At 41.4% G+C, this 14,264-nt stretch carries 12 protein-coding genes; 10 read left to right on the top strand and 2 right to left on the bottom strand.

The window, feature by feature from the left end; all coding sequences use genetic code 11:
* The first annotated feature begins 173 nt into the window (after positions 1–173).
* Positions 174–1,283: an alanine racemase gene (gene alr, locus EO124_RS00060; protein ID WP_127057792.1), complete on the top strand. Its 1,110-nt coding sequence runs from the start codon at positions 174–176 to the stop codon at positions 1,281–1,283.
* 177 nt (positions 1,284–1,460) lie between these two features.
* Here alr and EO124_RS00055 read toward each other — a convergent pair whose 3' ends face one another.
* Complete coding sequence (locus tag EO124_RS00055) at positions 1,461–2,276, bottom strand: IclR family transcriptional regulator (protein ID WP_127057791.1); 816 nt, start codon at positions 2,274–2,276, stop codon at positions 1,461–1,463.
* 443 nt (positions 2,277–2,719) lie between these two features.
* Here EO124_RS00055 and EO124_RS00050 point away from each other — a divergent pair, with 443 nt between their 5' ends.
* The 9 genes from EO124_RS00050 (at position 2,720) to EO124_RS00010 (ending at position 12,839) form a co-directional block, all read left to right on the top strand.
* On the top strand, positions 2,720–4,237 hold the full coding sequence (locus EO124_RS00050) for a UxaA family hydrolase (RefSeq protein WP_127057790.1): 1,518 nt from the start codon (positions 2,720–2,722) through the stop codon (positions 4,235–4,237).
* Between the two features lie 151 nt (positions 4,238–4,388).
* Entirely contained in the window at positions 4,389–5,168 is a 780-nt protein-coding gene (locus EO124_RS00045; protein WP_021841215.1) for an SDR family oxidoreductase, read from the top strand.
* Between the two features lie 15 nt (positions 5,169–5,183).
* Complete coding sequence (fucP, locus tag EO124_RS00040) at positions 5,184–6,428, top strand: L-fucose:H+ symporter permease (RefSeq protein WP_021841216.1); 1,245 nt, start codon at positions 5,184–5,186, stop codon at positions 6,426–6,428.
* Between the two features lie 107 nt (positions 6,429–6,535).
* Positions 6,536–7,648 carry an L-rhamnose mutarotase gene (locus EO124_RS00035; RefSeq protein WP_127057789.1) on the top strand — a complete coding sequence of 371 codons (1,113 nt, stop codon included), beginning with the start codon at positions 6,536–6,538 and terminating at the stop codon, positions 7,646–7,648.
* A gap of 12 nt (positions 7,649–7,660) precedes the next feature.
* Entirely contained in the window at positions 7,661–8,560 is a 900-nt protein-coding gene (locus EO124_RS00030; RefSeq protein WP_127057788.1) for a dihydrodipicolinate synthase family protein, read from the top strand.
* Positions 8,561–8,740: 180 nt separating this feature from the next.
* On the top strand, positions 8,741–9,892 hold the full coding sequence (gene fucO, locus EO124_RS00025; protein ID WP_127057787.1) for a lactaldehyde reductase: 1,152 nt from the start codon (positions 8,741–8,743) through the stop codon (positions 9,890–9,892).
* A gap of 318 nt (positions 9,893–10,210) precedes the next feature.
* The gene (locus EO124_RS00020; RefSeq protein WP_127057923.1) at positions 10,211–11,485 is read left to right on the top strand and encodes an MFS transporter; all 1,275 of its coding nucleotides are present in this window, start codon (positions 10,211–10,213) and stop codon (positions 11,483–11,485) included.
* A 227-nt stretch (positions 11,486–11,712) separates the two neighbouring features.
* Positions 11,713–12,618: a DMT family transporter gene (locus EO124_RS00015; RefSeq protein WP_127057786.1), complete on the top strand. Its 906-nt coding sequence runs from the start codon at positions 11,713–11,715 to the stop codon at positions 12,616–12,618.
* 14 nt (positions 12,619–12,632) lie between these two features.
* Positions 12,633–12,839, top strand: coding sequence for a helix-turn-helix domain-containing protein (locus EO124_RS00010; protein ID WP_127057785.1), 207 nt, complete (start codon positions 12,633–12,635; stop codon positions 12,837–12,839).
* A gap of 219 nt (positions 12,840–13,058) precedes the next feature.
* Here the strand turns inward: EO124_RS00010 and EO124_RS00005 are convergent, their stop codons facing one another.
* Complete coding sequence (locus EO124_RS00005) at positions 13,059–14,018, bottom strand: tyrosine-type recombinase/integrase (protein WP_127057784.1); 960 nt, start codon at positions 14,016–14,018, stop codon at positions 13,059–13,061.
* Positions 14,019–14,264 lie beyond the last annotated feature (246 nt).

The raw sequence follows: 14,264 nt of genomic DNA, 5'->3' as shown, positions 1-14,264 counted from the left end.
ATCGGTGCGTTGTATAATAAAGGTAGATTTTATAGAATTTTAGCGTATAATAAAAACGTGACTAAAATATATTTTTTTACCTTACTACTTAACATACATGTTATAGACCTGTAATATGTATTGTCTTATGCAACAGCTGACATACAGGCTGTCGCTTAGGAGGAATTTAACTTATGAGACCGACCCACATAGAAATCGATACGGCCATTATTCGTGAGAATTTGCGTCGCATCAAAGATAGTTTACCGGAATGGAGTACCAGCACGGCGGTAATTAAAGCTAACGGCTATGGCCATGGCAGTGTCATGGTAGGCCGTATTGCTGTAGAAGAAGGCTATGAATCGCTGGCCGTAGCTTTTCCGGAAGAAGCCTTACCACTTCGTGCGGCCGGGATTATGGTGCCGATTTATTTATTGGGCATTACCTTGCCCCAATCGTTTGATTTAATTGTGGAAGGTAATTCTCGACCGGCTATCTGTGAGTCCACTGAATTGGCGGCTTTGGAAGCTTGTGCCGCCCGTCATGATACGATTATTGAATGTTGTATTGCCGTTGATACGGGGATGCATCGTATCGGTATTCATCCGGATCACGCCTTGGATTTTATGCAAAAAGTGGAAGCGTATCCGCATTTACATGTGGATGGGTTCTTTTCTCATATGGCCAGTGCTGATGCGGCCGATAAAACCAGTGCGCACCAACAAACGGCCTTGTTCCGCAATATGGTGGAAATGATTCGCGCCCATCGCTCCGAACCGTTCCGTTTTTCCTTGGCTAACAGTGCCGGTTTGTTGTCGGTTAAAGATAGCTTATTTACCGATGCGCGTCCCGGTATTATTCAGTATGGCATCATGCCATCCTTAGACGTGCCGAATCGCTTAGGCTTGCGCCCGGCGTTAAGTATGTACAGCAAAGTTGTACATGTGCAACATTTAAAAGCCGGTGAACGCATCGGTTATGGTGGTACCTATACGACGGACCGTTTGACCACGGTCGCTACCGTGCCGGTAGGGTATGCCGATGGCTATCCGCGCAGCCTGTCGAATCGCGGCAGTGTGCTCATTCATGGTCGTCGCTGTCCTATTGTAGGCCGTGTATGCATGGACCAGTTAATGGTGGCTATGCCGGAGGGCGTACCGGTTCATCCCGGCGATGAGGTCGTCTTAATCGGCACACAAGGTGATGAAAGCATAACTGTACTTGAAATTGCCACCTTGGTTGGCACCATCCCGTATGAAATCTTCTGTGATTTCTCGGAACGGGTACCGCGTATTTATATATAGGTATATTTTGGGCAGGTGCTTGCCGCGTTTTAATTAAACGTAAAAAGGTCCTTTAACTCGTAAAAATATTATAGTTTTAATAGCAGGGCATATAAAAAAAGTTCCCTATTACGACTGAACTCATGATTGAGTACGGTTGTGATAGGGAACTTTTTGTGTATTGATACCTATATTGAATTAGTATTGGAAGTTTTTAGTTTCCATAAGTTTGGCAATGACGGTACCGAAACGTCTTAAAATATATTTTATGTTCGTAATGTGTTCCGGTGTAGCGTCAAAGACAATGAAACTAATGCTGAGGGCGGCCACGATTTGGTTGTTTACGCGCAGCGGCATGGCAATACAGCGGGCGTATTTTGTGATTTCCTCCTCTTCGTAAGTAAATTCATCATTAGAGTCTTTATGGATATCCTGATAGAGTGCATCTACCGTAGGAATGGTATTCTCGGTTAACTGCGGTAATGAATTCGGGAACAGTTGGCGTAAGTCCTCCAAGGAGTGGTCGTATAATAAGGCTTTGCCTAAGGCGGTGGCATAAGCCGGTAAGCGTTTGCCGATGGAGGAAATCAGCTGCAATGGTTTCGGACTGTTTACCTTTTGCAGGTACATAATTTCATTGCCTTCCAAGACACCCAGGTGGATGGTTTCTTTACACAAGGAAGACATAGTCTCCATTTGGTCCTTAATGAGTGTCAAAATATCTCCGTTATGCTGGTACGTATTGCCGATGATGAAGGCCTGTTTACCAATAGTATATATTAGAGATTCGTCTTCGCAGAGTAAGAAGTTATTATCTACTAATGTTTTTAAAATAGGGGTGAGCGTACTTTTTGGACAATCGAGCTGTGTAGCAATTTGCGACAAGGTTAATCCGTTACTGCCGGCCACTGTTTCAAGAATCTTAATAACTCGCAAAGTCGGTTTATGTTGTGTGGGCGAAGGTGTGCAATCGGATGGCAAGGCATCATGTTTAATTAATTTTTTGGAAGGCATATTAAAAACCTCCTTTCTCAAGATTGTTTTATTTAAAGGTAGTTTATTATGCCAAAATCTTTAACGTATATAATTTGCATATATATTGTATCACGTTTGTTCGTATATGCATACCATAATATGATTTTCGCAATTTAGTGCTTTTGATTATTGCTATTATGACAAATAGTTATTGCGTATATACGAATGTTATTGACTTTTACGTATGATAAGTATATGATAAGAACATAAATAGTACGTAAATGATATTTGTGTTTGTATATGCGAAACACAAAAACAATTCTTATATGCGAACAGGTTGAATTTAGACTGTAATTAAAAGTATGTATATCAGTACAAGTTTGTGAAAATATACAAAATGCGTGTGAAGAAGTTACTCTTTTTAGAAGCTTGGCAATGACCGGCTTAAACCTGTAAACAAGTGCATTGTGGAGGTGTAACAGATGAAAGGTATTCATGTAGGCTCAATTGATAATGTAGCAACAGCTATTGAGCCCTTACAAGTTGGCGAAGAGGTTCTTGGCGTAGTGATTAAAGAACCGATTCCAAAAGGTCACAAATTTGCGACGGAACGAATCGCCAAAGGCAGTCCCGTTATTAAATATGATTCCCATATCGGTGTAGCTGAAGTAGATATTGAACCGGGCCAATGGGTTCATGTTCACAATATCGAAGGCGAACGCGGTCGCGGCGACTTGGATTCGGAAGTTCGCGATATTGATCAAGATGTAGAACGTAAGACAAATATTGAAAAAGGTAAAGACAGCTATAAATTGACCGGGTATCGCCGCAGTGATGGCAGCTTCGGTTTCCGCAATCATATCTTGGTAATCCCAAGCGTTCACTGCGCCAACAAAGTAGTAGAACGTATTGCCAACGGTGTTATGTACAGTGATGTGGAACGTCGTGATGACACCAAAGTTGTATATGTAAATCATCAACACGGTTGTAGCGAACTTTCCTATGATGCGGATCAGACGAAAGATGTTATTGTAGGCACCGCAGCTAATCCAAACGTATATGGCGTTTTGGTAGTCGGCCTCGGTTGTGAAGTAGTGCAGGCTCACACCGTAGCTGAAGAAATTAAAGCTCGCGCACCGTATAAGAAAGTAGAATTTTTCACAATTCAGGCCACCGGCGGTACGGAAAAGAGTATTCGTCGTGGCACAGAAATTGTTAAAAATATGTTGGCCGAAGCTTTAAAAGAAGAACGCAGTGAAGGTACCTTGGCGGATGTAGTACTCGGTACTGAATGCGGCGGCAGCGACAGCTTCTCCGGTTTAAGTGCCAATCCGGCGCTCGGCGTAGCTTCCGATATCGTAGTCAGTCACGGCGGGGCCGTAATCTTAGCGGAAACAACCGAACTTATCGGGGCGGAACATATCTTGGCAAAACGCGGTATCAATGGTGTTGTCAGTGAACAAATCATGAGTACCATCAAAGGGTTTGAACAAGAAGTTATCGACTCCAATGCGGATATTCGCGGTGCTAACCCGAGTCCGGGCAATATTGAAGGCGGCCTCAGCAGTATTGAAGAAAAATCTTTAGGTTGTATTTATAAAGCCGGTAACAGTCCGGTAGTAGCCGTAAAAGATTATGCAAAACCGATTGTGGATAAAGGCTTAACCTTTATGAATACACCGGGCAATGATATTGAACAATTGAGCGGCATGGTAGCCGGCGGATGTAATATTGCAGTATTCACAACCGGTCGCGGCACACCGACAGGCAGCCCGATTGCACCGACAATCAAAGTATCGTCCAACACCTTTACATATAACAATATGAATGATGCTATCGACTTAAATGCGGGCACCGTAGTGGACGGTACACAGACAATTAAAGAAGTAGGCTATGAAATTGTAGATGCTATCGTTGAAGTAGCTGACGGCAAACTAACGAAAGCAGAACATAATGAACAGAATGACTTTTCAATTTGGCGCTTGGCCACAACCGTATAGTACGGCAGGCCTGACGCATGGCAGATGAGATTGTGTGTGAATCGAGTCGGCCGTGTTTCCAAGGAATATAAACAGTAAGTCCGGTAAGAGGTACGCGACTTAGTTGGTTTATAGGTGTATAGAGTGTTAATTTAAATTGGAGGTATGTATCATGGATTTGCAATTAAAAGACAAGGTTGTATTTGTAACCGGTGGCGGTAAAGGCATCGGCAGTGGTATTTCCCTTTCGTTGGCCCGTGAAGGTGCGATTCCTATTATTCTTTCCCGTTCGCCAATTACTGACGAATTCAAAAAAGATATGGAAGCTATCACGACTAACTATGAATTCATTCAAATTGACTTAAACGACACTGACAAAATCAAAGGCATCGTTGATGATGTAGCAGCTCGTCGCGGTGGCATCTACGGTATTGTAAATAATGCCGGTGCCAATGACAACAAAGACCTCGACACTACATCTTGGCAGGAATTTGAAAAGAGCATTCATGGCAACTTGACTCACTACTATGAATTGGTACACGCATCGGTAGACTACTTGCGTAAATCCAAAGGTTCTATCTTGAACATCACATCCAAAACGGCGTTAACCGGTCAAGGTAAAACCAGTGCTTATGCAGCTGCTAAAGGTGCTATCTTGGGTCTTACCCGTGAATGGGCAGCCGCTTTATTGGATGACGGCGTACGCAGCAACTGCGTAGTAGTCAGCGAATGCTGGACACCTTTATACGCTAATTGGATTAAAACATTTGACGATCCGGAAGCTCGTAAAAAAGTTATTACCGACAAAATTCCGTTGGAACGTCGTTTCACAACAATTGAAGAAATCGCTGACACAGCAGTTTTCGTATTATCGCCTAAATCCTCGCATACTACCGGTCAATGGGTATTCGTAGATGGCGGCTATGTTCATCTCGATCGTGCGTTGAGCTAATAGGAGGTACTGTACATGAATCAACAAGGTGCCGCAGGTAAACTCGTTACCAGCAGAAACATTAAAATCGCGTTTTGGTTAGTAACTTCTTTATTCTTCCTCTGGGGTTTCAGTTATGGCCTCTTGGATGTTATGAATAAAAACTTCCAAAATCACTTAGGTATTACTAAAGCCGTATCCGGCTTATTGCAAGCAGCTTACTTCGGCGGTTACTTCGTAATCGCAATTCCGGCCTCCATGGTAGCTACTAAATTCGGCTACAAAGGCGGTATCATTATGGGTCTGGCCTTATATGCATTAGGCGCTTTACTTATTATCCCGGCCAGTAACGAACAAAGCTTTAACTTATTCTTATTAGCCTTCTTTATTATCGCCTGCGGTCTCGGCAGCTTGGAAACAAATGCCAACCCGTACATTACCAAATTAGGTAGTGATGAAGATGCGGCGTTCCGTATCAACATGGCACAGAGCTTCAACGGTGTTGGTCAGTTCTTAGGACCAATCGTTGGCGGCGTATTGTTCTTGTCCTTATCCCACGGCAACATTGACCAAAACATGGCCAACGTTCAGATGGTATATGTAGGGATTGCCGTAGTAGTACTTGCTGTATTGGCACTCTTCGTGTTTACACGCATGCCGGAAGGTGCTGAAGTTAGCGAAGCAGCCGGTGATGTTGTAGAAGAAGATACTGACAGCTCTTATGGTAAATTATTCTCCTTCCGTCATTTCCGTTTAGGCGTTATTGCTCAGTTCTTGTATATTGCTGCACAAGTAGGTGCCGGCGCATTCTTCATTAACTACTCCGTAGAACACTGGCATGGTTTGGCTGACCATGAAGCGGCTTACTTCTTCAGTATCGCCTTGGTAGCCTTCTTACTTGGTCGTATCGTAACAACGCCTATCATGAAAAAGGTTAAAAGTAACGTAATCTTGGCTACATACTCTTTGATCAATGCAGGGATTATGGTTGTGTTACAGTTCGTACATGACTTACCGGCCGTTATCGTGCTTTGGTTATCCTTCTTCTTCATGTCCATCAGTTTCCCAACAATCTTCGCTTTGTCTGTTGTGAAAATTCCTAACAGCTTAGTTAAAAAAGCAGCCAGCTTGTTAATTATGAGTATCGTAGGTGGTGCGTTCATGCCGTTCTTCATGGGTTATGTAGCCGACCACTGGGGTACCGGTGCCAGCTTCTTACTCTTATTACCTTGCTTCTTATATGTAGCTTGGTACGGTTTGAATGGTGTATCTAAAGACTAATACGTACTGACAAGGATTGCCGGCTGAAATGTCGGCAATCCACTTATATGGCTAAAATTCAACGATAGCCTGTTATAAGAATGTCTTACATTAAAGGAGACGGTAACATGTTGGAAATTGTAGACTCCCATTTACATATATGGGACTTGGATGTATTACATTTACCTTGGTTGAATTCCTGCAAAGGGGTAATTCAGCAGAGCTTTTCCATGGATGACCTGGTTAGAGAATACGCCAAAGCCGGCGTAGACTTTAAAGGGGGCATTTATATCGAAGTGGACTGCGACGACGCGATTAAAGAAGATGAATTTATCTTCAAGTTGAACAGCCCTAAGATTTTGGCAAAAATTATGCGCGCTCGTAATTTGAGCGGTCATGTTCGTTTGCCGGCCGGCATCGTAGGTGTACGTGAACCGCTTCACATCGACAGCTCCCCACGGGGCCGTTGTTTGGAACGCAGCTTCATTGAAGGCCTTGAAGTATTGGCTGACACAGGCTTAATTTTTGAAAGCTGTAACCGTGTAGACGAATTGATTGATATTTATCAGGCAGCAGCACAAGTTCCGGACTTAAAATTAGTTATTAACCATTGCGGTAACGTAACGGAATTGACGCCGGACTACAAAGAAGCGATGACCAAATTGGCATCCTTGCCGAATGTATATTGTAAAGTATCCGGTTATGCTACGGAAGATAAGGTATTTGTTAAGAACTTATTAGACTTTATTTCCGGTACTTTTGACCATAGTCGCTTAATTTATGCATCAAACTTCCCGGTTGTGGAATTGTATTCTAACTTTAAGGATCATTTGAACTCCGTACGTGAATACTTCCATGATGATCCTGATATTTTCTCTAAAAATGCCAAAAAATTATATAAATTAAATAAACCTCAAGTATTTGCCAGCGTAATTAAACTTCGCCCTGAAAAAGCGGAATATTACAAGGCATTACATGCCGACCCATTCGCCAGTGTAAATAAAATGATTCGTGAATGCGGTATTACACACTATCAGATTTTCAATCGTGACGATTTGCTGTTTTCAATTATGGTCTATGAAGGCGATGATTTTGAATACGATATGGCAAAAATGGCCAATGATCCGGAAACACAGCGTTGGTGGCGTGAAACCGATCCGTGTCAAACTCGTATCGAAGGCGCTCAGAAAAATGAATGGTGGGCCGACATGGAAATGGTATACGATTTGAATAAGAAGTAGGGGGTAAGGCTTGTGAAAGCAAAATATATATGTCCGATTTTGACATCGATGAATGCGGACGAAACAGTTAACTACGATCAGATGCATGCATTTTACGATCAGTTGATTGAAGCCGGTATTGACGGCGTATTGGCCGGGGGCAGCGCCGGTGAATTCTATGCATTTTCATATGATGAAATCAAGGAATTTATCTTGGATGCCATTGAATACGGTAAAGGCCGTTGGGAAGTTATCGCCGGTACCGGTCGTATGGTAAAAGCGGAAACTATTCAGCTTTCCAATGAAGTACTTAAAGCCGGTGCCGATGCGGTTATTATTGTAGGTCCATATTACAGCGCTTGTAACGGCGATGATGTATTTGCTTACTTTGATGAAGTATTGAGTGCCATTGATGGTCCGGTATATATCTATAATTATGGTGATCGTACCGGTTTTGATATTCCGGCTGAAACATTGCTTCGCCTTCGTGAAAAACACGATAACTTGGTAGGTGTTAAAGATACACATCCGGTATTGCGTCATACGCAACGCTATATTCAGTTCTTAAAACCTAAATATCCTGAATTCAAAGTGTACACGGGCTATGATAACAACTGTATCCCATCGGTAATCTCCGGTGGTGACGGCTGTATCGGCGCTCAATCCAATGTGGATCCGAAAATGTGTGCTGATGTAATCAAAGCATTAGATGCTGAAGATTTAGGTGCTTTAAAAGAATTACAACGCAAGATTGATGCTTACTTTGCATTCTATGAAGTGCATGTACCATTCAATCCGGTTATGAAATGGGCTCTTAAAGAATTAGGTGCACCTATGCAGGAAAACTGCCGTGTACCTATCAAACCGCTGACAGATGCTCAGAAAGAAGCATTAGCACCGGTAGCCGATGTTTTATGGCGTAATAAAAAATAAAATCAGTTATGTAACCTTTGTAAGGGTTTCATATAGGTGCCATGACGTTGCATCGGCACGTTGTGGCACCAAATAAAAATGACTCCGGCAGGAATTCCGGGTTCATATACAGAAATGTATAAGCAAGGAAATTTTTTCAAAAAGTAAATTCTAATTTCTCTCGATTAGGAGGCAACACAAATGGTTAATCGCATGATTCTTAACGAAACATCCTACTTTGGCTTTGGTGCAATCAATAACATTGTAGGCGAATTAAAAGCCAACAATTTGAAAAAAGTATTGGTTACCACCGGTAAAGACTTGATTAAATTCGGCGTAGCTACTAAAGTTACTGCTTTATTGGATGAAGCCGGCGTAGACTATGAAATTTTTGACGATTTAAAACCAAACCCTACGATTAAGAACGTGCAAGACGGCGTAGAAGCTTGTAAAAAAGCAAATGCTGATTGTATCGTAGCTATCGGCGGCGGCAGCACTATCGACACCAGTAAAGCTATTGCTATTATCATGACAAACCCTGAGTTTGCTGATGTTCGCAGCCTTGAAGGTGTTGCTGATACTAAGAACAAATGCTTACCTATTATCGCGGTAACAACTACTTCCGGTACAGCCGCTGAAGTTACTATTAACTACGTAATTACTGACGAAGAAAAACGTCGTAAATTCGTATGTGCCGACCCTCATGATATTCCAATCGTAGCTATCGTTGACCCTGATTTATCCATGGGTATGCCTAAAGGCTTATGTGCTTCCACCGGTATGGATGCTTTAGTTCATGCCGTTGAAGGTTTCATCACTAAAGGTGCTTGGGAAATGACTGATATGCTTCACTTGAAAGCTATCGAAATCATCGGCCGCTCCCTTCGTGACGCAGTAGCCGGCGACCCTAAAGGCCGTGAAGCTATGGCTCTTGGTCAGTACATTGCCGGTATGGGCTTCTCCAACGTAGGCCTCGGTATCGTTCACTCCATGGCACATCCTTTGAGCGCTTTGTATGACATTCCACATGGCAAAGCTTGTGCTATGATGCTTACAGCTGTATTGAAATTCAACGCACCTGCAACCGGTGAAAAATACCGTGATCTTGCTAAAGCTATGGGCGTTCAGAACGTTGACGGCATGAGCAAAGAAGAATACCAGAAAGCTGCAATCGACGCTATCCAGAAATTAGCTGACGATGTAGAAATTCCTAAGAGCTTGCTCGAAGCCGGTGTTAAAGAAGAAGACATTCCGTTCTTGGCTGAATCCGCTAAAAACGATGCTTGTACACCAGGTAACCCTCGCGACGTATCTCAAGCTGAAATCGAAGAAATCTATCGTTCTATTTTATAAGAGAAACGTAGTTTCTTAAGATTATATAATTTTTGCTCGGTAATTAGATAATCTAAAATAAAAAGTAGTATCTGTGGTTAACCACGGATACTGCTTTTTTGCGTAAAAAAATCTAATATAGATAATTGAAGATACCGCAATCCTTAATTGTCCAAAAGTAATGATTGCGGTATCTTTGCGTTTTTTGATGAGTTATTAATAAAATTTATTTCTGAGTTTTTCTTTTATAATTTTACATAAATTGTTTAAACGAATATAATTAGCCTCTGTAGTACGTACAATTTCATGTCAATGTTTTTTCAAGGAGATGCTTTAGGTATGGAGGCTCACAAAGAGAGACTGTGGACATTGCCGTTTGTGCTGGACACAGTGATTAATTTATTGGTATTTTTGATTTATTATTTATTAATCGTAATTATTGCGGTAGTGGCAAAAGATACATTACATGCTACTTCAAGTCAAGCTGGTTTGGCTGTAGGGATTTATATTATCGGTACCGTCGTGGCCCGCGTTTTTGCCGGTCGCTTTGTAAGTACTTTGGGAAGTCGCAAAGTACTTTATGCCGGTTTAGGAATTTATTTGATTTCGACGGCGTTGTACTTTTACATTCCAAACTTAATTGTGCTTGACACAATCAGATTCATCAATGGCTTTGCTTACGGTATTACTTCAACCGCCACCAGCACTATCGTGGCCAGCGTTATTCCGAAAGCTCGCCGTGGCGAAGGCATCAACTATTATGGTTTGAGTACCAGTTTGGCTGCCGCTATCGGCCCGTTCTTGGGGATTTTTCTTTTGTCACTCACCGGCTTCCGCACTATCGTGGCAATCTGTGTTGGTCTTGTAATCCTTTGCGTGATTGCTGCGTTAAGTATGAAATACGAAGAACCTCAGTTCAGTGAAGCTATTAAAAAAGAAGAATCGGGGCGCCGTATTTCCGATTATTTGGAACCGCGGGTTAATTCCATCACGTTGATTTCGGTTCTTGTTGGTTTTGCATATTCCGGGATTTTAGGCTTTATGGCGTCCTATACCCGTGATATTAATATGGTACAGGCCGGTACCTGGTTCTTCGTTGTCTATGCGGTAGTCATTACCTTGACGCGTCCGTCTTTGGGTTTGATTTTTGACCGTAAAGGTGAAAACTATGTATTGTATCCCTGCTTTATTTCGTTGGCCATCGGGATTTTGTTGTTAGCTTTTGCCGATGCATCGTGGATGATTTTATTATCCGCTGTTTTTGTAGGTCTCGGATATGGCACGTACATGTCCAACGGACAGGCCGTAGTAGTCAAAATGGTACCGTTCCATCGCATCGGGATTGCTACATCCACTTACTTTATTGCCCTTGATATCGGCCTCGGTTTTGGTCCTTATGTGTTGGGTGGCGTTAAAGAAATCGTAGGTTTTACCAACATGTTCTTACTAACCGTTGTTGTGGCACTCGTTGCATTCGTATGCTATCACTTCTTATATGGTCGTTTATTGGGAACGCCTAATGACCCAGCTTTGAAAGCACAAAAAGAAGAGTTGGAAATTCGCAATCAGGATGGTAGTTTTACTCTGGAAACGGGTAAAGTCTCATTAAATTAATAGGTTTTAAGCATAAGAATTTAGCTTGTTTTTATTTTTCAGATGATATACACTAGGATAAAAGAGTAGCTAATGTGTATTGAGCGTGAACAAATTCTGTTAGGTTTGTAGCGCTAATATTGTGCTTTGTAATTACGATTTGTTGCACTGTTGTGTGGGCAAATCGTTTTTGCAATATGTAGTTATAATTTGAGTGTGTGTTATATGATGAATTGAGGAGATTGGAAATGTCCGTAAAGCAAGCTGAGCTAATGATGCTGTTTGTTACGTTTTCATGGAGTTCATCCTATTTATTGATGAAAATTGCGCTGACCGGGGTGGATCCGTTTACGCTCATGTGTTTACGATTCACAATCGCTTTTGTATGTGTATTACCGTTACTTTTAAAAACAATAAAAATTTGTTCCAAACGAACGGTCGCTAAAGGATTATTTCTCGGATTTATGGTGTATGCTTCGTTAATCGGCACGATTGTGGGCTTAAAACATACCACCGCGTCAACAGCGGCTTTTTTAGGTACCACCGCGGTTGTATTAGTGCCGATTATAGAAGGTGTCTGGCAGCGTAAGATGCCGCCCATGCTAACTATCTTAAGTATTGCCTTGGCCTTTGTGGGCTTAGTGCTCTTTACTGTCAAAGACGGTTTATCCCTCGATATAGGGGCTCTTTATTGTTTGTGGGGCGCCTTCGGTTACGCTGTTTACATTGTAGTCGTCGGTCGGATAGCCAATGAGAAGGATATGTTTCCGGCCACGTTGATGCAGTTTGGTGCTATTGCTATCTTTAGCGGGCTTAGTGCGTATATTTTTGAAACGCCTCATTTACCACAAACGGGTATGCAGTGGGGGGCTATTTTAGGCTTAGCCGTTATATGCAGTGCTTTTTGCTTCGTTATGCAAAGCATCGTACAGCGTTACTTATCACCGTCCCGCACGGGTTTAATCTTCTCCATGGAACCGGTCTTTGCGGCCATTTTGGCATACTTCTTCCTTAATGAGGTTATGGATGGTCAAGGCCTAATCGGGGCATTGCTTATTATGATTGCCAATGTTTTGAAAAATATCGTGTATCGGATTAGATATGTAAATGCACAACGGAAACGTAAAGTATGGAACCGTAAGCGGATGGTATAGGGGAAGGATAAACAATGAAAGCTATTGAAGAAGTTATGACAACTAAAGAGGCAGCTCAAATTTGGGGCAAAGTACAAGCCGTTATTCAGCAAAATTGCTTGGGTCAGAAGGGCAAGCCGCCACGTTTTACTGAAGATGAATGCCGTAAAAGTGGTGGAACATGGTTAGTAACCAGAACAGGTATGGTAAGATTGTATGGTGAACCGGAAATAGAAGAATAAAAAAGGACTTCGTATGAAGTCCTTTTTTATTCTCTGATGGTCACGGTTGCTTACGGTTCGACTTTCGTGTAAGTTCGAATGTTGCCGAATCGTTTATCATCGTTGAGTTTTTATTGATTGGAGCGGACAATGAGTACAGGGGCAACGGTGCAAGTAAAATCAATGGCCGGCTATTGCCTATGTACTCATGGGGGCACTCATGGGGGCACACTTTTTATATTATTTACTGGATATTTTTTTGCCTATATCATTGATAGCAAGTTTTACTTCTTCAGCCATTGCATTTGTTACGTGAGTATATACGGCTAAAGTAGTTCGTGGTTCATTGTGGCCTACACGTTCCATTATAGCTTTCAAAGGAACGTTAGCTTCAGCCAATAGAGAAATATGGGTATGTCTAAAAGTATGCGTGCTAACAGGCTTATGAAAGTTGGTTTTCTTTAGAACCTTATTGATATAACGTAAATCAAAAGGTAAGCCACCATCAGTTACAAAAATGTAGTTATAATCTTTGAACTTATAATTGGCAAATTTACGCTGCTTATTCAAAGAGATGAAAAACTTAATAATTTGATTGGCTCTTTCATCAAGTGAGACGGTACGAATAGAATAAACATTTTTAGGCGAAAGCCTATTTTCTACATTCTTCAAACTACCGACAGAACAAAGCGTACCGTTTACATCAATAGTCATTGTCTTTTTATCGTAATCCTGTGGCCGTAGTGCTAAGAGTTCGCCAATACGTAATCCGGTTAATGACTGAAATTCACATATAAGAGATACATGTGGATTGATAGCTTTAATTTTTTGCAGCAAATCTACAAGCTCTTCTTTGGTTAAAAATTTAGTACGCTCTTTCTTTACTTCATCTACTGTTTTAGGTGGCTTTTGAAGTTCTATGTTATCTAAAAATTTAAGAGAACGGATATATTCCATACGCCTTGCATATTTTAATGATTGACGTATAAGGCTGAAAAAATCTTTAATGTAAGAATAGGAATAGTCTTCTAATAATTTATTGATTGTCTTTTGAATGAGTGCAGATGATAGCTTACATAGTAATATATCATCCGGAAAACTTTCTGTTACTAATTTTTGTAGACGTTCATATTCATGATATGTTGTAGGTTTAATGAAAGACTTTTTATATTGTAAGTATTCTTTAATTAACTCATCCAATGTTTTATCATCGGTTAAAACAACACTGATAGCCTTTTGGATTTTAGCTTGGAGTTCAGTAAATGCTGCTTTTTCTGCTGCTCTTGTATTCTTTGAATAGGTTACACAGACTTTTTTTAGTTTGTTACTGAATGGGCATCTATAGCGTTCACTATACCTATAAGATATTTTGGCCTATAGGACATTTTGAGTTGGTTTTTAGACCGATGAGACTAGTATTTATCTAGTCTTATCGGTCTTTTAAAA

The organism is Veillonella ratti, assembly GCF_003992115.1.
GTDB lineage: Bacteria > Bacillota > Negativicutes > Veillonellales > Veillonellaceae > Veillonella_A > Veillonella_A ratti.
Note: the sequence above shows the minus strand (reverse complement) of the source record. Positions and strands in the feature narration are given on the sequence as shown.